General features: G+C 52.8%; 16 protein-coding genes and 1 pseudogene. 9 read left to right on the top strand and 8 right to left on the bottom strand.

Annotated features, from left to right (window positions below; translation table 11 throughout):
- Positions 1-86 precede the first annotated feature (86 nt).
- Positions 87-1,748 (bottom strand): malate dehydrogenase (quinone), encoded by a 1,662-nt coding sequence (mqo, locus tag M4I31_RS07905; protein WP_085047851.1) that lies wholly within the window; start codon positions 1,746-1,748, stop codon positions 87-89.
- 277 nt (positions 1,749-2,025) lie between these two features.
- Between mqo and M4I31_RS07900 the strand changes: the two genes are divergently transcribed.
- Positions 2,026-3,270 (top strand): SulP family inorganic anion transporter, encoded by a 1,245-nt coding sequence (locus M4I31_RS07900; RefSeq protein WP_085047850.1) that lies wholly within the window; start codon positions 2,026-2,028, stop codon positions 3,268-3,270.
- On the opposite strand, the gene mgtE is transcribed toward M4I31_RS07900, so the two are convergent.
- The 6 genes and pseudogenes from mgtE to M4I31_RS07870 all read right to left on the bottom strand — a co-directional run bounded on the left by mgtE (position 3,233) and on the right by M4I31_RS07870 (position 10,556).
- Positions 3,233-4,669, bottom strand: coding sequence for a magnesium transporter (mgtE, locus tag M4I31_RS07895; RefSeq protein WP_069323415.1), 1,437 nt, complete (start codon positions 4,667-4,669; stop codon positions 3,233-3,235). The genes M4I31_RS07900 and mgtE overlap by 38 nt on opposite strands.
- Positions 4,670-4,774: 105 nt before the next feature.
- The gene (locus M4I31_RS07890; RefSeq protein WP_085047849.1) at positions 4,775-6,418 is read right to left on the bottom strand and encodes a multidrug ABC transporter permease/ATP-binding protein; all 1,644 of its coding nucleotides are present in this window, start codon (positions 6,416-6,418) and stop codon (positions 4,775-4,777) included.
- Positions 6,419-6,493: 75 nt separating this feature from the next.
- A complete protein-coding gene (gene alkB / locus M4I31_RS07885; protein WP_085047848.1) occupies positions 6,494-7,144 on the bottom strand; it encodes a DNA oxidative demethylase AlkB in 651 nt (216 codons plus the stop codon).
- Positions 7,144-8,208 (bottom strand): bifunctional DNA-binding transcriptional regulator/O6-methylguanine-DNA methyltransferase Ada, encoded by a 1,065-nt coding sequence (gene ada, locus M4I31_RS07880; protein ID WP_085047847.1) that lies wholly within the window; start codon positions 8,206-8,208, stop codon positions 7,144-7,146. Before ada ends, alkB begins: the two co-directional genes overlap by 1 nt.
- A gap of 79 nt (positions 8,209-8,287) precedes the next feature.
- The gene (gene apbE, locus M4I31_RS07875) at positions 8,288-9,340 is read right to left on the bottom strand and encodes an FAD:protein FMN transferase ApbE (protein WP_085047846.1); all 1,053 of its coding nucleotides are present in this window, start codon (positions 9,338-9,340) and stop codon (positions 8,288-8,290) included.
- Between the two features lie 116 nt (positions 9,341-9,456).
- A pseudogene (locus M4I31_RS07870) lies at positions 9,457-10,556 on the bottom strand (porin OmpC).
- A gap of 742 nt (positions 10,557-11,298) precedes the next feature.
- Between M4I31_RS07870 and rcsD the strand changes: the two are divergent.
- Positions 11,299-13,968, top strand: a complete 2,670-nt coding sequence (gene rcsD / locus M4I31_RS07865; protein ID WP_085047844.1) for a phosphotransferase RcsD — start codon at positions 11,299-11,301, stop codon at positions 13,966-13,968.
- Positions 13,969-13,984: 16 nt separating this feature from the next.
- Positions 13,985-14,635, top strand: coding sequence for a response regulator transcription factor RcsB (rcsB, locus tag M4I31_RS07860; RefSeq protein ID WP_003027592.1), 651 nt, complete (start codon positions 13,985-13,987; stop codon positions 14,633-14,635).
- A gap of 87 nt (positions 14,636-14,722) precedes the next feature.
- On the opposite strand, the gene rcsC is transcribed toward rcsB, so the two are convergent.
- Positions 14,723-17,569: a two-component system sensor histidine kinase RcsC gene (gene rcsC, locus M4I31_RS07855; RefSeq protein WP_085047843.1), complete on the bottom strand. Its 2,847-nt coding sequence runs from the start codon at positions 17,567-17,569 to the stop codon at positions 14,723-14,725.
- Between the two features lie 168 nt (positions 17,570-17,737).
- On the opposite strand from rcsC, the gene atoS reads away from it, so the two are divergent.
- The 6 genes from atoS to M4I31_RS07825 all read left to right on the top strand — a co-directional run bounded on the left by atoS (position 17,738) and on the right by M4I31_RS07825 (position 25,003).
- Positions 17,738-19,576: a two-component system sensor histidine kinase AtoS gene (gene atoS / locus M4I31_RS07850; RefSeq protein ID WP_085047842.1), complete on the top strand. Its 1,839-nt coding sequence runs from the start codon at positions 17,738-17,740 to the stop codon at positions 19,574-19,576.
- Positions 19,573-20,958, top strand: a complete 1,386-nt coding sequence (gene atoC / locus M4I31_RS07845; RefSeq protein ID WP_085047841.1) for an acetoacetate metabolism transcriptional regulator AtoC — start codon at positions 19,573-19,575, stop codon at positions 20,956-20,958. Before atoS ends, atoC begins: the two co-directional genes overlap by 4 nt.
- A 198-nt stretch (positions 20,959-21,156) precedes the next feature.
- Positions 21,157-21,816: an acetate CoA-transferase subunit alpha gene (gene atoD / locus M4I31_RS07840; RefSeq protein WP_069323408.1), complete on the top strand. Its 660-nt coding sequence runs from the start codon at positions 21,157-21,159 to the stop codon at positions 21,814-21,816.
- A 2-nt stretch (positions 21,817-21,818) separates the two neighbouring features.
- Entirely contained in the window at positions 21,819-22,469 is a 651-nt protein-coding gene (locus M4I31_RS07835) for a 3-oxoacid CoA-transferase subunit B (protein ID WP_038642222.1), read from the top strand.
- A complete protein-coding gene (locus M4I31_RS07830) occupies positions 22,466-23,788 on the top strand; it encodes a TIGR00366 family protein (protein WP_085047840.1) in 1,323 nt (440 codons plus the stop codon). Before M4I31_RS07835 ends, M4I31_RS07830 begins: the two co-directional genes overlap by 4 nt.
- Before the next feature lie 30 nt (positions 23,789-23,818).
- A complete protein-coding gene (locus M4I31_RS07825; protein ID WP_085047839.1) occupies positions 23,819-25,003 on the top strand; it encodes an acetyl-CoA C-acetyltransferase in 1,185 nt (394 codons plus the stop codon).
- Positions 25,004-25,045: the final 42 nt, after the last annotated feature.

Genomic DNA, 25,045 nt, shown 5'->3' with positions numbered 1-25,045 from the left:
TGTGCCGGATGGCGGCGTTCCGCCTTATCCGGCCTACAGACGCGTGAACCAGGCCGGATAAGCGCAGCGCTTATCCGGCATTTTATTTACAGCGCGATATCCGCCACAGCTTTCTGCTCAGGCTGCGGTTGAGCCTGAGGTTTCAACTGCGGTTTTGGCGCTTCATCGGCAACCTGCGGCTTGTCGTATTTCAGACCCAGAACTTCGCTGGTGTATTGCAGCTCTTGTTCAGTTGCCTCAACGTTTCCGTTCAGCTTAGTACCATAAGACGGAATAATCGTTTTCAGCTTCGCCTGCCACTCGGGGCTGGCGACTTTATCTTTAAACACTTTTTCCATCAGATGCAGCATGATCGGCGCCGCGGTTGATGCACCAGGCGAAGCGCCCAGCAGTGCAGCAATCGTACCTTCTTTATCGCTGACCACTTCAGTTCCCAGACGTAGCACGCCGCCCTTTTCTGCATCACTTTTAATGATCTGCACACGCTGCCCCGCCTGCCATAGACGCCAGTCCTCTTTTTTCGCCTGCGGATAGTATTCTTGCAGTGCGGCAAAACGGTCGTCATCGCTCAGCATCACCTGACTTACCAGATATTTCACCAGATCGAAGTTATCCAGACCTACGTTGACCATCGGCATAAAGTTCGACGTCGTGGTCGAGCTGAGCAGATCCCACAATGAACCGTTTTTCAGGAACTTGGTGGAGAATGTCGCGAATGGCCCAAACAGCACGACACGCTTGCCATCCAGGATACGGGTATCGATGTGCGGTACCGACATCGGCGGCGCGCCCACAGAGGCCTGACCATACACTTTCGCCAGGTGGCGATTCACTACGTCCGGGTTTTCCGCCACCAGGAACTGGCCGCCAACCGGGAATCCGGCATAGCCTTTCGCTTCTGGAATGTCGGTTTCCTGCAACAGCTTCAGCGCAGCGCCACCGGCACCGATAAAGACAAACTTCGCCTTGATATCATGTTCCGCTTCGTTGTTTTTCAGATCGGCGACCGTAACGGTCCAGCTATTGTCTGCATTACGCTTAAAGCCTCGTACTTCGGTGCTCAGTTGCAGCGCAAAGTTGGGCTTCTTCTGCAACGAGGCAATCAGTTGGCGCGTGATTTCACCATAGTTAACATCAGTACCAATCTCGGTGCGCGTTGCCGCGACTTTCTGTTTCGGATCGCGGCCTTCCATGACCAGCGGCGCCCACTCTTTAATCTGCGCGTGATCTTCGGAATAACGCATACCACGGAATAAGGTGCTCTGCTGCAGGGCGGTGTAACGGGCGCGCAGGAAATTCACGTTCTCGTCGCCCCAGACAAAACTCATATGCGGGACGGTAGTGATAAATGAGCGCGGTTCATGCATCACGCCATTATTGACCTGATAAGCCCAAAACTGACGGGAAATCTGGAAGGCTTCGTTGATTTCGACTGCCTTTTCTATGCTGATGCTACCGTCGGCCTTTTTAGGCGTGTAGTTCAGCTCCATCAGTGCGGAGTGGCCGGTTCCGGCGTTGTTCCAGCCGTTCGAACTTTCCTGAGCGACGCCATCCAGTCGCTCGACCATGGTCATTGACCATTGTGGCTCCAGCTCTTGTAAATAGGTTCCCAGCGTGGCGCTCATGATACCGCCGCCAATCAACAGTACATCCGTTTCCTGCTCTTCCGCCGCTTTCGCTTTTGCTGCCATTGAGACAACGTTCAGCCCTACAGCCATGGTGAAGAGCATGGCAGTCACTTTTTTCATAATGTTAATGCCTTACTTTTAGTATCGCTTTTTGCTTTTAATGCAGGTGAAAATCGAGCGGCACCAACGGTAACACTTAAGTAAAAACAATTAAATATTGTTTATAAATTATATTTTAATTTTAAAAATGTTATTAATACGTTGATAATTTATACGGTTATTGACAATCACTTCTGGAAACCTGCCCGCCAGACGCGTACTATGCTGCGCTTTGCTATTCACGCACGGATGCCTGTCGGTCTGCTGTTATCAGGCCCTTTCTGACCTGAGAGTTACTATGTCTGCAACACACTCCTCCCCTGCGGTGACAGAACAGGGCACCCGCGCCGTACTGCGACAACCCCGCCTGTTGGTACGAGAAACGCTGGCGGGAGTGGTAACCGCCCTGGCGCTGATCCCGGAAGTGATCTCTTTTTCCGTTATTGCGGGCGTCGATCCTAAAGTCAGCCTGATAGCTTCCGTCGTGTTGTGCCTGGCAATGTCTTTTTTAGGCGGCCGTCCGGCAATGGTTACCGCCGCGGCAGGATCGGTTGCGCTGGTGATTGGTCCGATGGTGCATCAACATGGCGTGCAGTACATCCTGCCTGCGGTGGTGCTGGCTGGGATGATTCAGATCCTGTTTGGCGTATCAGGGATGGCGCGTCTGATGCGATTCATTCCTACAGCCGTCATGACCGGCTTTGTCAACGCCCTGGGCATTTTGATTTTCTTTGCCCAGGTCCCGCATTTCTGGGGGAAAAGCCCGCTAATCTGGGGACTGTTTATCCTGACGCTGCTGATTGTGCTGTGGGTTCCGCGATTGATTAAAACAATCCCCGCGCCGCTTATCGCCATTGTGCTGCTGACGATATTTACTGTAAGCAGCGGGCAACTGTTACCGACCGTCGGTGATGGAGGTTCAATGAGCGGTAGCCTTCCGGGGTTAACGCAGTTGTTAGTGCCGCTCAACCTGCAAACATTGGCCATTATCTGGCCCTGTGCGCTGAGCATCGCTTTTGTCGGTTTGATGGAGTCGCTGTTAACCGCCCGTCTGGTGGATGATCTGACGGTGACACCGTCGAATAAGAATCGAGAGAGCACTGGACTGGGGATAGCCAATATTCTGGCCGGATTTTATGGCGGCATTGCCGGGTGCGCGATGATTGGTCAGACCATCGTTAACGTCGAGATGGGCAAAGGACGCAGCCGCGTTTCGACGATTGCCGCCGGGCTGGTGTTGCTGCTGCTAGTCACCGCGTTGAGCGAAGTCATGGCGAAAATACCCATGTCGGTGCTGGCGGGAATTATGGTGATTGTGGCGGTGAAAACCTTCAGTTGGCAGAGTATCCAGCCCGCGACACTGACGAAAATCCCCGTTACTGAAACGCTGGTCATGCTGATAACCGTCGTCGCAACGGTCGCGACCGGTAACCTGGCGATTGGCGTGGTTGCAGGAGTGATGACGATGCTCATCCTGCCGCGCATCGTCAGACGTAAACGCGCGGCTACATCAGAAATAGCGTTGCCAGACCGAGAAAAATAAAGAAACCGCCGGTATCGGTGATTGCCGTGATCATGACGCTTGAGCCGACCGCCGGGTCGCGCCCGAGCTTCACCATCGTCATGGGAATAATCACCCCCATCAACGCCGCCATCAGCAGATTAAGCATCATCGCCAGGGTCATCACGCCGCCGAGCGCCATATCATCGTACAGCCACCAGGTAATGCCACCCATAATCCCCCCCCAGACGAGGCCATTTACCAGCGCCACGCCCATCTCGCGCAGGATCAAAAATGTCAGGTTTCCCGGCTGAATATTTTGTAGCGCCAGCGCGCGAACGATCATGGTGATAGTTTGATTTCCGGTATTGCCGCCGATCCCTGCCACAATCGGCATCAGCGAGGCCAGCGCCACCAGTTGCGAGATCGTATGTTCAAAGCCATCAATGACCCGCGAGGCGATAAAGGCGGTACAGAGATTAATGGCCAACCATGCCCAGCGGGTTTTTACCGCTTTGGTAACAGGAGCAAACACATCCTCTTCGGCGCTCAAGCCCCCCATTCGACGCAGATCGGTATCGGTCTCTTCGTATACCACATCAACGATCTCATCAATGGTCAAACGGCCCATCAACTTACCGGCAGGATCAACCACCGCGGCACTGACCAGGTTGTCACGTTCGAACGTACGCGCGGCGTTTTCGGCTATGTCTTCCGGGGAAAAGGTGAGTGGGTCATCTTCCATCACCTCGCTGACTTTACGCTGCACATCATTGAGCAGGATACAGGTTAGCGTCAGTTCGCCGACCAGCACCTTATTGCGATCGGTTACGAAAAGTTTATCGGTGTTCTCCGGCATCCTGCCCAGCCGCCGTAAATAGCGCTGCACCACTTCCAGCGTCACGTCCGGGCGCACGGTGATGACTTCGAACTCCATAATCGCACCGACGCGATTCTTCTCATAGTGCAGTACCTGGCGCACGCGCGCCCGCTCCTCTGCGGGTAACGTTGCCAGCAGACGGCCTGTGAGATTACGCGGCAAATGCTGGACCAGATAAATCTGTTCATCGATGTCGAGATATTGCAGGGCATCCAGCAGCTCGCGGTCGCTCATCTCATCAATCAGATCGTCCCAGACGTTTTCTGACGCCTCAAGCAGGACGTTACCGCGTTTTTCATTTTGGACCAGCCGCCACAGGGCGTGGCGCTCTTCAGAAGGTAATGCTTCGAGGGTATCGGCCAGATCGGGCGGCGGCAGGTGCGCCACCAGCGCCCCTACCTCAGCAATATCGTCGGCTAAGGTACCGACGTCATATTGCTCAGCCAGGGTAAGCTTGCCCAACAGCGTGGAAATAATGGCTTTATCAGTGGTCAGCAGCCAAATGAGGCGCGCGCGCTCTTCATCACGCAGTCTGGCGCTGTTTTTGTTGAATGCGGACATTAATCATAAATCCATGATATGAAATATCATTAATCATGATGCCGATTTATGTAAATAACAATAAACGCAACCGCCGGGCGGCTAAAAAACCGGCGGTTGCAGGGATTACGCAGTACGAGCGACGGCATCTCGCGAGGCGGCGTCACGCTCATCGCCCACTAATTCACTTAACTGTCCGTTACGCATCTCCAACAGACGATCGGCGTGAACAAAATAGTGATCGTCATGGCTAATAGCGAAGATGGTTTTACCCATTTCCTGCATCAGCGGCAATAACACCTGATAGAACTCACGGCGGAAGTGCGGGTCCTGATCGGCAGCCCATTCATCCAGCAGAATAATGTCACGCTCCTCCGCCAGCGCCAGCAGCAGCGCTACGCGTTTTTTCTGCCCTTTCGACAGCTTGAGATTGAGAATACGCCCATCGTTCAGCTCAAGCTTGTGACCCATCTTCAGATGTTCCAGCCACTTCACCACCAGCGCCGGATCGGCCTCTTTACCTTCCGGACCGAGCAGTTTGTCGAACAACCAGACGTCGGTAAACACGGCGGAGAACAGCTTGCGATAGTCCTCTGGTTTTTCGACAGCAACCGCTTTGCCGTCGAGCAGGATCTCGCCTGACTGCGGTTGATACAACCCGGTGAGTAACATAGCCAGTGTGGATTTCCCGCTACCATTGCCGCCAATCAGGAAGATCAGTTCCCCGCGACGAATAGTCAGATTTACCGGTCCGACAGAGAACGCATTATCCTGATAGTGGAATACCACGTTACGCAGCTCCAGCGTTTGCCAGTCCGGAAACGCGGTTGGTCGCGGGAATTCGGCCTTAAAGGGCGCCAGTGAGAATTTATTCAGCTTGTTAAAAGCGACCTGTGCTGTGAGCAGCGTCGGCAGTGCGCCAACGGCAGAAAGCAGCGGCGTACGCAGGAATAACAGCGTCAGCGAATAGGTCGCCGCCACGGCGGTATCCGCCCAGCCCAGACTGTTAGCCATCCAGAACACCAGGCCAATGGCGCCCAGCATCATAATGTTCGACCAGTTCACCGCGCTGAGGTGGAAGGTATCGGCACGGATAATATGGTGACGATATTCTTTAGCGTCCTGGACGTATAATTGATTAAAGATATGCTCGGCGCGCTCGCGGTTGAGCGTCAACTCTTTGCGCCCTTCCAGCACCGTCTGGTAATCGTTGTACAATTTGTCTTCTGTTTCGCGCAGGGTCGCCATATGTTTATATACCCGCGCGACCAGCACAAACCCGCCCCAGATGGTGATTGCCATCCAGATTGCCGTCACCAGCAGCATTTTGGTTGATAGCATCGCCAGATACGCCGCCGACCCAATAGTCAGGATAATCCCCTGCACCAGCTCAGGCAGACGAACAAAAGCAATGGTGATGTTGCGGATATCGCTGGTTAAACCGGCCAGCAACGAGGCGCTGCCAAGCTGTTCGATACGCTCGACGTGGGTGTCCAGAATACGCTTGATAAATTCACTACGCAGGCGGTAAACAAAGTGGTGTCCCAGCGTGGTTAACGCCAGCTGTGAGCCAAGGGTAACAACCATCAACAGCAGCAGCAGGCCAAGAAACTCCGGCAGCACCATCAACGTGGTGTCGACCGTTTCAATCAGGCGCTGGTTAATAAACGCAATCAGCCCAATTCCCAACGCAGCGCTGGCGAGGCTGAGCGCCATGACGCTGATAAATGGCCAGCGATACTGCCGCCAGACAAGAAGTAAAAGTTCCATGCAAACAACCCGGACAAGTAATAACAGCCCGCAGTTTAAACATCTCTTTGCCGACAGCAATAATAATTCTTATTTTTATTCTTTTTTACCAGCCTGGCGAAACGTCAGATTGTAACGACAGTCACCGGTTAACGGATGATATCCTGTCTTAAGCGGCTGGATCCCATGATAAAACAGCCGTGAGTTCCCACCCCATACCACGACATCGCCATGCTCCAGCAGTAAACGTTTTAAAGGGTCATTACGGCGCAAACCGCCAAACTGAAAGATGGCCGGTAACCCTAGCGAGACAGAAACGATAGGCGCCCGCAGGTCAGGTTCGTCTTTATCCTGATGTAATGACAGTTTCGCCCCTGGCGTGTAGCGGTTAATAAGGCAGGCATCGGGTTGAAAATCGGCATAGCCCGCCGCCGTTGCCGCCTGCTGGCACAGCGCAGCGAAAGCATCCGGCATCGGCGGCCAAGGCGTACCGGATAGTGGGTCAAACGGAGAATAAAGGTAGCCATGTTGATCCGTCGTCCAGCCCAAATGACCGCAGTTGGTCATCGCCACCGACATCGTGTAACCGCCGGGCGTCACCATCTGGCGAAACGGCGACTGTCGGGCGACAGCCGCGATCGCCTGCAGCAAAGAAGGTGCGGACTCAAAGGCAAAACGCCGCAAAATTACCGCGCCGGATGCCAGCGGTTCCTGCCAGGGTTTCTCATCCGCAAAAAGATCAAGCATTACGTTTCCTCCCCAGTAGTTTCTCGTTGCAGTAACTGCGCTTTGCGCGCAATACCCCAGCGGTAGCCCGAAAGCGCGCCATCATTACGGATCACCCGGTGACACGGGATGACAATCGCCAGTTTGTTGGCTCCGCAGGCGCTGGCCACCGCGCGCACCGCTTTCGGTTTACCGATGGCGCTGGCTAACTGCTGGTAACTAACCGTCTTCCCACATGGGATTGCGCGCAGCGCCTGCCACACCTGCAGCTGGAATGCGGTCCCGCGGATATCCAGCGGCAGCGACAATGGCGTATTGCGCGTATTAATCACGGCGATGACCTCACGCACATGCTGCTGGAAATCGGCATCGGCTGCTTCATCCTGAGCGGCGGGAAACAGCTCATGCAGTTCCGCGACCAATGTAGCATCATCATCACCCAGCAAGATCGCGCAGATACCGCGTTCGCTTTCCGCCACCAGGCAACGACCCAGGGCGCAATCTGCCAAGGTATAGCGCACAGAAACGTTGTCGCCGCCTTTGCGAAATTGCCTGGCGGTCATCCCTAGTGCCTGATCCGCTTGCCGGTAATAGCTGCTGCTGTCGGGGAATCCGGCGTTCAGAATCGCCTCGGTTACTGGTGCTCCTTTTGCCAGGGCATCGCGCAGACGACGAGCGCGCCAAGACTGCTGCCACGCTTTCGGGGTCATGCCCGTCGTGGCTTTAAACAGACGGTGCAAGTGATACGGGCTCATCGCCACCTGCTGCGCCAGCTCATCCAGCGTGAGGGGCGACTCCTGCTCCAGCAACTGACAGGCGTGGGCTATTTTGTCCAGCCGATGCTGCTGCGCGCTGTCTTTATCCGGCTGGCAGCGTTTACAGGGCCGAAACCCGGCAGCCTGCGCCTGCTCGGCATCAGCAAAGAAACTGACATTTTTGCGCAGCGCATGCTTCGCCCGACAGGACGGGCGGCAGAAAATACCGGTAGTGTGGACGGCGAAAACAAACTGACCGTCGGCGTCAGCATCACGATCCACAACAGACTGCCAGCGGTCATCATCAGTTATGTGTAAACGACTTTTCATTATGGACTCCTTTGTTAAGCATAGCGCTTAGCCTCAGTGTGTCCTGATAGCCAGGTATAAAAACCCGCAATCTTGCTTTTTAATTTTTTTCGCTGAGCAGAAAGCTTTTAAACTGCGGCGACATCCAGGTTTTAAACCCTTGCCCCTCTTTCATAATCATATACACCGCCAGCCCTTCACGACGCACCACCTCTTTGGCCTTTTCCGGGCCGAGCACCATCAAACCGGTATCCCAGCCGTCAGCCTCCAGCGCCGTAGGGGCTATCACCGTCACAGACACCAGATTGTGTTCGATCGGACTCCCTGTTTGCGGATCGATAACATGCGACAGGCGTTTACCGTCCAGCTCGTAATAGTTACGGTAGCTACCGGAGGTGCTGATGCCGTGCCCGTTAATGTCGACAACCGCTTGCACCGCGTTTTCACGATCGGTGGGTTTCTGGATCGCCACCCGCCATGGATGGCCTTCCGCATTCATACCACGACTGTTTAGCGCACCGCCAACGGAAACCAGATAACGGGCGATCCCCTCTTGCTCCATCAGTCGCGCCAGATGATCGGCGGCATAACCTTCACCAACGGTAGACAGATCCACATACAGATCCGGCAAGTCTTTTTGCAGGTAATCCCGATGAGCCTCATTAATCACTTTCAAATGTGAAAGTCCGGTTTGCGCTTTTGCGGCGTCAATTTGCGCCTGAGCGGGAATGTGTACGGGTTGCTGATCCGGACCGAAACCCCACAGGTTAACCAACGGTCCCACGGTAATATCCATCGCCCCATCGGTTTTCGCGCCAATTCGCAGCGCCGACGTGACGATATCCGCCATAGCGTCATTAACCGGCCACGGCGACAGGCTTTTCGACAGATTAAAGCGCATCAGGGCAGAATCATTTTTATAGGTTGAAAGAAGCTGATCGTCAGCATCAAGCTGAGTCTGGATCTTCGCCTGCAACTCCCTGGCGCGTTTGGCATCCACGCCCACCGCGCTGACCCGCCAGAAGGTGCCCATCGTTTTACCTTCCAGAACGGTGGCGGATTGTGCGGTCTGAGCCGGTTTAGGGGCCTCATCGCACCCGACAAAAAAGATCGTCACAGCTATTAGCGCTGCGCGATAAAAATTCATTTCCATACGTAATTATCCTCATGCGAACGGGCGCAAGAGTACACCAAAAATCGTTGTTTGTACGGCGAAAAAAAAGCATTAAAAAAGGCCCCGCAGGGCCTTTTAACAATAATAAGCGCAGATTAGAACTGGTAAACCAGGCCCAGTGCTACGATATCATCGGTAGAGATGCCAGCATCACGAGTGAACTGGTTGTCATCCAGCAGGTTGATTTTGTAATCAACATAGGTGGACATGTTTTTGTTGAAGTAGTAGGTTGCGCCAACATCAACATATTTCACGATGTCCTGGTCACCGTAACCATTGTTCAGGTCTTTACCTTTAGACTGCAGGTAAGCCACAGACGGACGCAGACCGAAGTCGAACTGGTACTGCGCAACAGCTTCGAAGTTCTGCGCTTTGTTAGCCCAGCCCAACTTACCCGCACGCGTTGCGTTGTAGGTCTGGGTGTACTGTGCTGCCAGGTACACGTTGTTCGCGTCGTATTTCAGACCACCAGTGTAAGTTTCAGCACGATCGCCAGTACCGAAGTTCAGCTTGTTCTGCTCGTCAGTACGTTTAGAGCTGGTGACTGCAGTACCCAGGGAGAAGCCTTCACCGATATCATAGGTGATAGATCCGCCAACGCCGTCGCCGTTCTGATTCAGTGCATCACGACCGTTGCCGGTCACACCCGTCATGCCTTCGCCTTCCGGGCTACCGTTTTTACCCTGGTACTGAATGGCAAAGTTCAGGCCATCAACCAGACCGAAGAAGTCGGTGTTACGGTAGGTCGCAAAGCCGTTACCACGCTGCTGCATGAAGTTGTCAGAAGTGTAAGTGTCGCCACCGAATTCCGGCAGAACGTCGGTCCAGGACGTTACGTCGTAAACCACGCCGTAGTTACGACCGTAGTCGAAAGAACCTGCATCAGCGAACTTCAGACCAGCAAACGCCACACGGGTCCAGGCGTTGTTTTCGTTTTCAGAGGAGTTACCCATGATCTGGTATTCCCACTGGCCATAACCGGTCAGTTGGTCGTTAACCGGGTTTCGCCTTTGAAGCCGATACGCATATAGGTCTGATCACCATCTTTAGAAGAGTCATCAGAGAAATAGTGCAGACCATCGACTTTACCGTACAGGTCTAATTTGTTGCCGTCTTTGTTGTAAATTTCAGCCGCATTTGCTGCGCCTGCTACCAGCAGAGCCGGTACCAGGAGGGACAGTACTTTAACTTTCATGTTATTAACCCTCTGTTATATGCCTTTATTGCTTTTTTATGCCACTGCTCACTGGCTAACCCTCATTAACCAGTCGGCAACTTCATTCTCCGCAAAAACACAGAATAATCCAACACGAATATGATACTAATACTTTAAAGATGTTTCATTTATCTATGTAGATGTTTCAAAATATTAACAAAAGGGAACTTTTTTTAATTAAGAAAATGGAGAGAATAAGCACAAATAGTCAAGAATCATTATAAAATATATATAAATCAATAAATTAAACAAATGGCAACCATAGCACCGAATGATAAAAAAAAATCTTCACTCGCAACTAAAATAGACTCGCTATCATCATTAACTTTATTTATTACCGTCATTCATTCATGAATGTCTGTTTACCCCTATTTCAACCGAATGCTCTGCGTTCGGTTTTTTTTTACTCTTCTTTACACAAAGCTGACTGCTCTGTGCTACCGATGAAAAACTATCACGTCTATTAATCATCCCGTCACGTCGAGATCAGAAATAAACCTTATTATTAATTTCTTGTTATTTAATGCTAAATGTATACATCCACTACAAAATATTTGTACCCGTTATTATCCGCTGTACACTTTTGCACCATCGGAGGGTTGCAGCAAAATGTGACGTAGACAATGCAAACTCTGTGGCATGGTCCAGGTATGGCAATTCATACATTACCCTTTATACTGCCCCTTCAACTTTCGCGTCGTTTAACAGGTCATAAACACGAATGAGTCAGTCTGACACAACGGCTTCTACCCGATTCTCCCTACTACCGGGAAATATTACCCGTTACTTCTTATTACTGATCGTGGTGCTGTTGGTGATGATGGGCGTCATGGTCCAGAGCGCCGTCAATACCTGGCTAAAGGATAAGAGCTATCAGATTGTCGATATCACCCATGCCATTCATAAAAGGGTCGATACCTGGCGATACGTGACCTGGCAAATTTATGACAATATTGCCGCCACGCCGGGCTCGCCTGGCGCAGAAGGGCTGCAGGAAACTCGCCTGAAACAAGATGTCTACTATCTTGAAAAACCTCGCAGAAAAACCGAGGCGCTGATTTTCGGCTCACATGACAGCTCTACGCTGGAGATGACCCAACGAATCTCAACCTATCTGGATACGCTGTGGGGCGCGGAAAATATTCCATGGTCAATGTATTACCTTAATGGTCAGGACAATAGCCTGATCCTTATCTCAACATTGCCGCTAAAAGATCTGACTTCCGGCTTTAAGGAATCGACGATCGGTAATATTGTCGACTCCCGGCGCGCTGAAATGTTGCAGCAGGCCAATGCGCTGGATGAGCGCGAAAGCTTCTCGTCGTTGCGCCGTCTGGTCTGGCAAAACGGACATTACTTCACGCTGCGCACGACCTTTAATCAGCCGGGACATCTGGCAACGGTTGTCGCCTTTGACCTGCCGATTAATGACCTGATCCCTGCCGGCATGCCGCTGGACAGTTTCCATCTGGTCCCTGATGCCAGTTCAACGACTGAACATGTTAATGAAAAAGAGTCGCCTGACAGCGTCAGTATTAGCTTCAACAACAGTAAAATTGAGATCTCATCGGCGCTGGACACGACGGATATGCGGCTGGTCTGGCAGGTTCCATTTGGCTCATTGCTACTCGATACGCTGCAAAACATTCTGCTGCCGCTGTTACTGAACATCGCGTTGCTGGCCCTGGCGCTGTTTGGTTATACCACCTTTCGTCACCTCCCTGCCCGTTCAACCGAAGTGGCGCCAAATCATGCGGCAAATAATGAACTGCGGATCCTGCGTGCGATCAATGAAGAGATTGTTTCCCTGCTGCCGCTGGGATTGTTGGTGCACGATCAAGAAGCCAACCGCACGGTAATTAGCAATAAAATTGCCGACCACCTGCTGCCGCATTTAAATCTGCAAAATATTACCAGTATGGCGGAACAACATCAGGGCGTTATTCAGGCCACTATCAATAATGAACTGTATGAAATCAGGCTGTTTCGCAGCCAGATCTCATCGCGAACGCAGATCTTTATCATTCGTGACCAGGACCGTGAAGTACTGGTTAATAAGAAGTTGAAGCAAGCGCAGCGGCTGTATGAGAAAAACCAGCAGGCCCGCGCGGCCTTTATGCAGAATATTGGTAATGCGCTGAAGGACCCGGCTAAAACACTGGCTGCTAATGCCGCCGCGCTCAATACCCCCGACAGCCAAAAACTGGCCAATCAGGCCGACGTTCTGGTTCGCATGGTGGATGAAATCCAGTTGGCTAACTTGCTGGAAAGCGACGCCTGGAAAGGTGAATCGACGCTGTTTTCCGTGCAGGCGTTGATTGACGACGTGGTCCCGGAGGTGTTGCCGGCTATTAAGCGTAAAGGGCTGCAGCTACTGATTAAAAATCACCTTAGCGCTCATGACGAACGCCGTGGCGACCGCGATGCCCTACGTCGTATTTTGCTGTTGCTGATTCAATATGCGGTAACCACCACGCAGATTGGTAAAATCACACTGGAGGTCGATCAGGATGAATCGGAAGCTGAACGTCTGACCTTCCGCATTCTGGATACCGGGGAAGGCGTCACGCTACAGGAAGTTGATAACCTGCATTTCCCGTTCATTAATGACACACAAGGCGATCGTTATGGCAAAGCCAACCCATTAACGTTTTGGCTGTGCGATCAGTTAGCCCGTAAGCTGGGTGGACACCTGAACATTAAAGCGCGGGAAGAGCTTGGAACACGTTATATAGTCCATGTTAAAATGCCTCTGCACGATCAACATGCTGATAGTGAAGAGCGCCTGTTAGATGACGTCTGCGTGATGGTTGATGTGACCTCTAATGACGTACGGAGCATTGTATTACGTCAACTGGAAAACTGGGGGGCAACCTGCATCACGCCCGACGAACGGTTGAATAGTCAAGAATATGATCTCTTTTTAACAGATAATCCGTCTAATCTTACTGCCTCGGGCTTGCTTTTAAGCGATGATGAGTCTGGCGTACGGAAAATTGGCCCCGGCCAGCTGCGCGTCAACTTTAATATGAGCAATGCTATGCAGGAAGCTGTCCTCGAGCTGATAGAAGAGCAGTTGGCACAAGAAGAGCTCCAGGAGCTCCCTCTCGGCGGAGATGCAAACGCCGAACTTCATGCCAGCGGTTACTATGCACTCTTTGTAGACACAGTACCGGATGATGTTAAGAGGTTGTATACTGAGGCAGCAATCAGTGATTTCGCTGCGTTAGCCCAAACGGCTCATCGCCTGAAAGGCGTGTTTGCCATGCTTAATCTGGTACCCGGCAAGCAGTTATGTGAAGCGCTGGAACATCTTATTCAAGAGAAAGATGCTCCAGGTATAGAAAAATACATCAGCGACATTGACGCATACGTCAAGAGCTTGCTGTAGCAAGGTAGCCCAATACATGAACACTATGAACGTAATTATTGCCGATGACCACCCGATTGTACTGTTCGGTATTCGTAAGTCACTTGAACAGATCGAGTGGGTTAATGTTGTCGGCGAATTTGAAGACTCCACAGCACTGATCAACAATTTGCCTAAGTTAGATGCTCATGTGTTGATTACCGACCTCTCCATGCCGGGAGATAAATACGGTGATGGGATCACGTTAATAAAATACATCAAGCGCCATTTCCCGAGCCTGTCGATTATTGTACTGACCATGAACAATAACCCGGCCATCCTGAGCGCGGTGCTGGATCTCGATATTGAAGGGATTGTCCTGAAGCAAGGCGCGCCAACAGACCTGCCGAAAGCGCTGGCCGCGCTGCAAAAGGGGAAGAAATTTACTCCGGAAAGCGTTTCTCGTCTGCTGGAAAAAATCAGCGCCAGTGGCTATGGCGACAAACGCCTGTCACCGAAAGAGAGCGAAGTTCTGCGCCTGTTTGCCGAAGGTTTCCTGGTGACTGAAATTGCCAAAAAGCTCAACCGCAGTATTAAAACCATCAGCAGCCAGAAAAAATCGGCGATGATGAAACTCGGTGTGGAAAACGATATCGCGCTGTTGAATTACCTCTCTTCCGTGACGCTGAGTCCTTCAGATAAAGAGTAATTAACTGCCTGATGGCACTGCGTTTATCAGGCCTACGAACAGTTTGTTCCGTAGGCCTGGTAAGGCAAACCCCGCTATCCGGCATCTTTATCCCCGCGCCTTCCTCACTCTTTCCGCATAGACCGTCAGCGTTTGCTTCAATACATCTAATGTCACTGGCTTGGAAAGACAGCTATCCATACCGGATTCCAGACACCGCTGCTTCTCTTCAGCCAGCGCGTTTGCCGTCACGCCCACAACCGGCAACGTTAAACCTAACTGGCGGATGCGCTGAGTCAAGCGATAACCATCCATGTTTGGCATGTTGACGTCGCTCAGCACGATGTCGATATGGTTTTTACTCAGTACATTGAGGGCATCGACACCGTCATTTGCCGTTTTACACTGATATCCCAACGATCCCAGTTGATCGGCCAGTAAACGCCGGTTGATAGGATGATCGTCGACCACCAGTATCATCATGTCATCGTTGGTAGCGCCGACTTTATCCGGGGCGGGTAGCGCCGTCGAGAGTTCTTCACTCCCCAGATCAACGCTGTAAATATGCGCCAGCAGCGCGGGCAGTTCGTGCGGTGACGCCACGCTGTGCACCCACTCCCCTGGCCCCCTTTCCAACGGAATCCCAATATGGCGACGGCAGAAAATCACCGCGGCACGTCCTTGCCACGCCTGTTCCAGCACATCATCGGCAACCAACAAGTCATCAGCATCCGGGCGCTGCCCCTCATAACGCAGCACGGTCACCCCGTTACGCATCAGACTGGATTCGACAAAGCGATACAGCGATGCGTTACGCACCGCCAGCCAGCAACGGGTGCCAGCCAGTCCTTCTACGCCTTTTTTCTGCGGATACTGGGCGCCATAAAGAGGAATACGGAGCGTAAACTGGCTGCCCATTCCCGGTTCTGAATCAACGGAAATGTCGCCATCCATCATGCTGATCAGTTTTTCACAGATAGCCAAACCGAGCCCGGTTCCCTGGAAATTACGCTGTACGCCAGTGCCCACCTGGAAGAAAGGATCGAACAAACGGACCACTTCTTTGGCGGGGATACCCACCCCGGTATCACGCACACGGATACTGAGGTAATCACCGTCACACTGCACATGCAGCACAATGCAGCCGGTATCGGTAAACTTGATCGCGTTACTCAGCAGATTGGAGATCACCTGCTGTAAACGCATAGGATCGCCATTCAACGCGACGGGCACATCCGGGTCGATGAAACAGTACAATCCCAACTGCTTACGCACCACCAGCGGCAGATAGTTTGCCGTAATATGGCTCATCACTTCACGCGGTGAGAACTCGCGCGGTTCAATCTTCAACTGTTCAGATTCAATTTTCGAGAAATCGAGAATATCGCTGATAATTTTCAACAGCAGGCTGGAAGAGTTATTCATCGCCGTCACCAGGCGATCCACCCCATTGGGTAACTCTTTGGTTTGCAACAAATCGAGGTTACCGATAATGCCATACAGCGGCGTACGCAGCTCATGGCTCACTGTCGCAAGGAACATCGATTTGGACTGACTCGCCTGTTCCGCCGCCTGGGCCATCTCCTGCAACGACTCTTCCATTTTAACGCGCGCACTGACGTCAACCAGGACGCAAATTGCCACGTTTTCATTGCGATAGCGCGAATGCACAAAGCTGATTTGCAGATTGGTATTGTTACTGGTCAGCACATCGACAAAATTAACCTGCTGGCCGCAGATGATTTGCGTTAACCGTTGCCGGTCTTCATGCGTCAGCATGTTCAGATAGGTATGCGCCAGTTCATTACTCAGGATGTTAATGCCATCCAGCGTGCGCAAAATACAAATCCCCACCGGCGCGGAAGCCACGATTTTACGGTTAAATTGCTCGTGTTCCTCCAGGCGCTGAGCATCGCTTTCCGCAGGAATAAAAATACGCCGCTCATACATACGCGTAAGCATAAACAATGCCGCGCCGACCAGCACATTCAGCAGAATAGCGTTCAGGATCATCATGCGGATCCGCTCCAGCACCAGATCAACCGGAACAGAGTACACAATGCTCAGCGATGACGGCGGGAGATTTTTCTTCAGCACCAGATCGCGAAAACCCGGCGTATAGCCAAACCAGGAACGCTCCTGCATCCAGCGTGGTTCAGCCTTAATATTCCCCTCAGGGCCGGTGAGCGAAATCAGCGCATGACCATTTTCATCGAGAATGGTCACCCCCATCGGCAAACTGCCCGGCGTGAAGAAGTTCTCCATGCGAATAGGTTGTTCCACGCCCAGCAGCGCCTGCAGACGGTTGGCAAGATAAACCGGCGTCAGCGCATAGAAATAGCCCACTCCAGGACGCGGCCCCTGGCTAATCCAGAACAGGTTATTACCGTTTTCATCCTGCGGCGCATTGCGATACTTAATAATGCGCTCATGCAGCGCTTTCAGGGCCTGGTCACGTTCGACGGGCATCTCACGCAGACCAAAGTTCGCCATACAGAGATTATCGCTGCCGATCAGGAATACGCGATTCAAATCATAGGCAGCAGAAAAATTGTCGCGCCAGTAGCGCATAAACCACGCCAGCGACTCCAGAGAACCTCGCCAGGCGTTGCCCACCACCGAACAGTCGGAGTCGGCAAACAGCGGCTCAAAATTAGGTACGACGGTTTTGTCATCCCGCGCCCGCAGCGACATCACGCCGTTTTCCGCCGTTAAGCGATTCTCGGCAATATATTTCAGCTCTTTAATAACATCCGATGTGCGCTGGATATAACGCTGGGCCTGGTCGGAGCTGAGGTTAAGTTCCTGATGGATCTCAGACTCTCTCTGGTGCAGCGCGTTCACAATGTAGAACACGGAGGCAAAAGCGATCAGACACCAGATCAGGAGCGCCAACGCTCTGAACAGGTAGCGTGAGACTTTTAGGGTTGAATGAACGGAAGCAAGGTATTTCAAAGGGGCGAAGCTCCGCCTCAGGGCATTAATAGAGTGTGGTTAAGGTAGCGGTAAATGTCCGGCGTCGCAATGCCCTCTCTTTACGGGAATATGATACACCGCTCTGAAACCGTTGTCTTAACCCGTGATAATCGTCGTTTGCCTGAAACACACTGCACGGATGTCTGAATGCGCGACCTGAGATGGCTGGCTCGTCGGTTATATCCACGACGATTACGCAACCAAATGATCATGATGGCCATTCTGATGGTCATCATTCCGACGATATCCATAGGTTATATCGTAGAAACTGAAGGCCGTTCAGCAGTCTTATCTGAAAAAGAGAAAAAACTGTCATCAGTCATAGCGCTGCTAAACGATGCGCTGGGCGACAGCTTTAACGACTACGATAACCTGCCGCGCGAAGAGCGCATTCGGGCGCTTAATCATGAGTTAGCTCCTGTTACCGAGCGAATTACCCGGGCGTTTCCCGGCGTTGGCGCAGGGTATTACCACAAAGCGCTGGATGCCATTATCACCTACGCGCCCTCTGCGCTGTATCAGAGCAATGTAGGTATCACTATCACCGACGATCATCCGGGACGCGAAGTAATGAGTAGCAATGCGCCAGTGGTCTATTCAGGGCGACAGGTGCGTGGCGACATACTCAACTCCATGATCCCAATAGAGCGCCAGGGAGAGGTTATTGGGTACATCTGGGCCAATGAGCTAACCCAAGATATTCGCCAGCAGGCCTGGAGAATGGACGTCAGGATAATTGCCGTACTGGTTACCGGGCTCATCTTTAGCCTGCTGTTGATCGTGCATTTTTCACGCCGACTCAGTGCGAATATCGACATTATCACTGATGGACTCTCAACGCTGGCACAAAAAACGCCCGCCCGACTGCCTGAACTCCCCGGCGAGTTAGGACAAATCAGCCGTAGCGTTAATGCGCTGGCGCAAACGCTACGGGACACCAAAACCCTCAACGATCTGATTATTGAAAATGCCGCAGATGGTGTGATCGCCATCGACAGACAAGGTGACGTCACCACCATGAACCCGGCGGCAGAGCAGATAACGGGCTACACACTGCATGAGCTGGTGGGTCAATCTTATGCGACGCTGTTTGCCAATACGCAGTTTCATAGCCCGGTACTGGATACTCTCGAGCACGGTACTGAGCACGTGGCTCAGGAGATTAGCTTTCCGGGACGTGAACGCACCATTGAGATAAGTGTTACCACCAGCCGGATCCATAACGCACACGGCGAACTGATTGGCGCGCTGGTTATTTTCTCCGATTTAACCGCCCGGAAAGAGACCCAGCGTCGGTTGGCGCAAACCGAAAGGCTCGCCACTCTGGGTGAACTGATGGCCGGGGTCGCGCATGAAGTGAGAAACCCGCTGACCGCAATCCGTGGCTACGTCCAGATCATCCGCCAGCAAACCTCCCTGCCGGAACATCAGGAGTATTTATCTGTTGTGCTTAACGAAATTGATTCCATCAATAAAGTTATTCAACAGCTGTTAGATTTTTCACGTCCGCGACAAAGCCAGTGGCAGCAGATTCAGCTCAATGCGTTGATTGAAGAGACGCTAATCCTGGTGCAAACCGCCGGCCTTCAGGCACGGATTGGTTTTACCACGGAATTAGATCCTAGCCTGCCGCCGATCGTCGCCGATCGCGAACTCCTCAAGCAGGTGATCCTCAACATTTTAATCAATGCAGTACAGGCGATCGCTGCGCGAGGCGAAATTCGCATTCGCACCTGGCAATACTCGGCCTCACAACAGGCCGTGATGATTGAAGATAATGGCAATGGTATCGATCTCGCCATTCAGAAGAAAATATTCGATCCCTTTTTTACGACGAAAGCATCAGGCACTGGTCTTGGACTGGCGCTGAGCCAGCGCATTATCAATGCGCATCAGGGGGATATCCACGTAACCAGCCAGCCTGGCTGTGGGGCGATATTCACTCTGATTTTACCTCTTAACCCGCTGGGAAATCCGTCAGAATGAAAACGACATACCGTATTCTCATCGTTGATGATGAAGAAAATGTTCGCCGTATGCTTGCCACCGCATTTTCCCTGCAAGGGCATGAAACGCATTGCGCCAGCGACGGGAAAGCCGCGCTGAGCCTGTTTAGCGAAACACAGCCAGACGTCGTGCTGATGGATATTCGTATGCCGGAGATGGACGGCATCGACGCGCTGAAAGTGATGCGCGCCCAGCAACCCCGTATCCCCGTCATTCTGATGACCGCGTATGCCGAAGTCGAAACCGCCGTAGAAGCGCTACGTAGCGGCGCATTTGATTACGTGATTAAGCCCTTTGATCTCGACGAGCTTAGCATGGTGATTCAACGCGCATTGCAACTGCAGGAGATGAAACAGGAAATCCGCAATCTACACAAAGCGTTGAGCACCAGCTGGCAGTGGGGGCATATTCTGACCAACAGTCCGCGTATGATGGATATCTGTAAAGACACGGCGAAAATCGCCCTCTCACAGGCCAATGTCCTGATAAGCGGTGAAAGCGGCACAGGAAAAGAGCTGATCGCCCGCGCCATTCACTACAACAGCAAACGCGCCAATGGCCCATTTATCAAAGTTAACTGCGCGGCTCTGCCGGAGTCGCTGCTGGAAAGCGAGCTATTTGGTCACGAAAAAGGCGCTTTTACCGGGGCACAGACGTTGCGTCAGGGGTTATTCGAGCGCGCTCATCAGGGAACGCTGTTGCTTGATGAAATTGGTGAGATGCCGCTGGTGTTACAAGCCAAACTGCTGCGTATTTTGCAGGAGAGAGAGTTTGAACGCATCGGCGGGCACCAGACCATTCGCGTTGATATTCGTATCGTCGCCGCTACCAACCGCTGCCTGCAAACCATGGTGAAGGAAGGAACGTTTCGCGAAGACCTGTTTTACCGGCTCAACGTTATCCATTTAACTTTGCCTCCCTTGCGCGAGCGTCGTGAAGACATTGCCTTACTCGCCAACCACTTTTTACAAAAATTCAGCGCTGAAAATCAGCGCGATATTATCGAGATCGACCCGACGGCAATGTCGATGCTCGCCGCCTGGTCCTGGCCGGGTAACATTCGTGAACTGTCAAACGTCATCGAACGTGCCGTCATTATGAATACTGGCGCGATAATTTTTGCCGACGATCTCCCCGACGCTTTCCGCAACCCGGTGAGCGCCACGACAGAGACAAAACCGACTCACTCCGGGGAGCGCAATCTGAAAGAAGAGATTAAGCGTGAGGAAAAACGCATTATCCTCGAAGTCCTCGACAGTCAGGACGGCAACCGCACCCGCACGGCGTTGATGCTGGGGATTAGCCGACGCGCCCTGATGTATAAATTACAAGAGTACGGCATCGACCCTTCGGGTTCCTGATACGCAAATTTGCTATGCAGAATTTTGCACACTGCGCAAAATTCTGCATAGCCCCTCGCTTTACCTCCCCGTTAGAAATATAGAAATACATTAATAAATTCAAGCGATTAAAGATTAATACGTCTTTTAAAGCATCCTGGCATTCTGCTTGCACTTCCCTGAGCGTACCCAAAATGGAGTATGCAAAAGGGAAACATAATGAAAACAAAACTGATTACCTTACAAGACGCTACAGGCTTCTTTCGTGACGGCATGACCATCATGGTCGGTGGTTTTATGGGGGTAGGCACACCGCCTCGCCTGGTTGAAGCCCTGCTGGAATCCGGCGTCAGAGATCTGACGCTGATTGCTAACGATACTGCATTTGTCGATACCGGTATCGGGCCACTGATCGTCAATGGACGGGTGAGCAAAGTCATTGCCTCGCACATTGGCACCAACCCGGAAACCGGTCGTCGCATGATTGCCGGCGAGATGGACGTACAGTTGGTTCCGCAAGGTACCCTGATCGAGCAAATTCGCTGCGGCGGCGCGGGTCTTGGTGGTTTTCTGACGCCTACCGGCGTTGGCACCATCGTGGAAGATGGTAAGCAGACCATCACGCTCGAGGGCAAAACCTGGTTGCTTGAACGCCCATTGCGCGCCGATTTAGCGCTTATTCGCGCCCATCGCTCTGACATGCTTGGAAACCTCACCTACCAGCTCAGCGCCCGAAACTTTAACCCTCTGATTGCTCTCGCCGCTGACATCACGCTGGTTGAACCGGATGAAATGGTTGAAACAGGCGAGCTGCAGCCTGACCAGATTGTTACCCCCGGCGCCGTTATCGACCATATCGTCATTCCACAGGAGAGCTAATCATGGATGCTAAACAACGTATTGCGCGCCGGGTGGCGCAAGAGCTTCGCGATGGCGATATCGTCAACTTAGGTATTGGCCTGCCAACCATGGTAGCCAACTACTTGCCTGCAGATATTCACATTACGCTGCAATCTGAGAATGGTTTTCTGGGACTGGGCCCGGTGACCACCGCGCATCCTGACCTGGTAAACGCGGGCGGCCAACCGTGCGGTATTTTGCCAGGCGCGGCGATGTTTGATAGCGCCATGTCGTTCGCGTTGATTCGCGGCGGTCACGTTGATGCCTGTGTATTGGGTGGGTTACAGGTCGATGAGCAGGCAAACCTTGCCAACTGGGTGGTTCCCGGCAAGATGGTGCCCGGCATGGGGGGCGCTATGGATCTGGTGACCGGTGCACGGAAAGTCATTATTGCCATGGAGCATTGCGCGAAAGACGGCTCAGCAAAAATCCTGCGGCAATGCACCATGCCGCTCACCGCGCAGCATGCTGTGCACATGCTGGTCACTGAACTTGCCGTATTCCGCTTTATTGACGGCAAAATGTGGCTGACTGAAATTGTCGAAGGATGTGATATCGCCACGCTGCGTGAAAAAACCGAAGCGCAGTTTGCTATTGCCGACGATCTGCTCATCCTGCGAGGTGACGCATGATTGGCCGCATCGCTCGCTTTATGACACGGGTGGTCAGTCGCTGGCTGCCCGACCCGCTGATTTTTGCCATGTTGTTAACATTGCTGACCTTCGGTATCGCGCTATGGTTAACGCCACAGACGCCTATCAGCATGGTGAAATTCTGGGGTGACGGTTTCTGGAACCTGCTGGCGTTTGGTATGCAGATGGCGCTAATCATCGTGACCGGCCATGCGTTAGCCAGTTCCGGGCCGGTGAAAAGCCTGCTGCGTACGGCGGCATCCGCTGCCAAAACCCCCGCCCAGGGCGTAATGCTGGTCACTTTTTTTGGTTCGGTTGCCTGCGTTATCAACTGGGGATTCGGTCTGGTGGTTGGGGCGATGTTCGCCCGCGAAGTCGCTCGTCGGGTACCGGGTTCCGATTATCCGTTACTGATTGCCTGCGCCTACATCGGCTTCCTGACCTGGGGCGGTGGTTTTTCCGGCTCAATGCCTTTGTTGGCGGCAACGCCTGGCAACCCGGTCGAGCACATAGCGGGATTAATTCCCGTCGCGGATACCCTGTTCACCGGCTTCAATATCTTCATCACCGTGGCGCTGATTGTGGTAATGCCGTTCATCACGCGCATGATGACGCCAAAACCTGCAGATGTGGTGAGCATCGATCCGAAACTATTACTGGAAGAAGCTGATTTTCAGAAGAAGCTGCCGCCAGACGCGCCGCCGTCGGAAAAACTGGAAGAAAGCCGCATTCTGGCACTGATCATCGGTGCATTAGGTATTGCCTATCTGGGCATCTACTTTGCTGAGAAAGGTTTCAACATCACCATCAATACCGTCAACCTGATGTTTATGATTGCCGGTCTGCTGCTGCATAAAACACCGATGGCCTATATGCGCGCCGTCAGCGCTGCCGCACGTAGCACCGCCGGGATTCTGGTGCAATTCCCCTTCTACGCCGGTATTCAGTTGATGATGGAGCACTCCGGTCTCGGTGGGCTTATTACCGAATTTTTCATTAACGTCGCCAACAAAGATACCTTCCCGCTGATGACCTTCTTCAGTTCAGCGCTGATTAACTTTGCCGTGCCGTCCGGCGGCGGCCATTGGGTTATTCAGGGACCGTTCGTCATGCCTGCGGCGCAGGCGCTGGGTGCCGATCTTGGCAAATCAGTGATGGCCATCGCCTACGGGGAGCAGTGGATGAACATGGCACAACCATTCTGGGCGCTACCGGCTCTGGCCATCGCCGGGCTGGGCGTGCGCGACATTATGGGGTACTGCATCACCGCCCTGCTCTTCTCCGGCGTCATTTTTGTTATTGGATTGACCCTGTTCTGACGGCAACAACTTCTTAAAAGGAACTGAAAAATGAAAAACTGTGTCATCGTCAGCGCGGCACGTACCGCAATCGGCAGTTTTAACGGCGCACTGGCAACAACGGGTGCCGTCGAGCTTGGAGCCACCGTCATTAGAGCCGCCCTTGAGCGTGCTCACCTTGACCCTCAACGCGTGGACGAGGTGATTATGGGCAACGTGTTGCAGTCAGGACTCGGACAAAATCCGGCGCGTCAGGCATTGTTAAAAAGCGGCCTGTCCGACACCGTTTGCGGCTTTACCGTCAACAAAGTGTGCGGCTCGGGCCTGAAAAGCGTAGCGCTTGCTGCCCTCGCAATTAAGGCAGGACAAGCTCAGGCGATCGTGGCGGGAGGGATGGAAAACATGAGCCAGGCCCCCTACCTGTTAGACGCAAAGGCCCGCTGGGGATATCGTCTTGGTGATGGGCAATTGTCAGACGTTATTCTGCGCGACGGCCTGATCTGCGCCGAGCATGGGTACCACATGGGGATCACCGCAGAAAATGTCGCCAAAGAGTACGGCATCAGCCGCGAAATGCAGGATGAACTGGCACTGCAGTCACAACGTAAAGCCGTGGCTGCCATCACATCCGGCGCATTCGAGGCTGAAATCGTGCCCGTCAGCGTGTCGTCCCGTAAAAAAACCATCATCTTTGAGCGCGACGAGTTCCCCAAAGCTGACTCAACGGCGGAAGGGCTCGCCGCCTTACGCCCGGCCTTTGATAAAACAGGAACCGTCACCGCAGGCAACGCTTCGGGGATCAACGACGGTGCGGCGGCATTAGTGGTAATGGAAGAGTCTGCGGCACTGGCGGCAGGGCTGAAACCGCTGGCGCGGATCAAAGCCTGGGCCAGCGGCGGCGTGGCACCGGCGATGATGGGGATGGGGCCGGTTCCAGCCACGCAAAAAGCGCTACAGCTGAGCGGGCTGCAGCTGTCCGATATCGATCTTATCGAAGCCAACGAGGCATTTGCCGCGCAGTTTCTTGCCGTCGGCAAAACGCTGGGGTTCGATCCGCAAAAGGTTAACGTCAACGGCGGGGCCATTGCGCTGGGGCATCCTATTGGCGCCAGCGGCGCACGAATTCTGGTTACGCTGCTGCATGCGCTACAGGCACGCGATCAAACGCTTGGGCTTGCCACGCTGTGCATTGGCGGCGGTCAGGGAATCGCAATGATTGTGGAACGCATGAATTAAAAAAAGGGCCGGATTTCTCCGGCCCTTTTCATAACATCTCAA

The sequence above is a fragment of the Citrobacter sp. XT1-2-2 genome (assembly GCF_023516235.1).
Taxonomy (GTDB): Bacteria; Pseudomonadota; Gammaproteobacteria; order Enterobacterales; family Enterobacteriaceae; genus Citrobacter; species Citrobacter werkmanii.
This window is presented reverse-complemented; position numbering and strand designations above follow the sequence as displayed.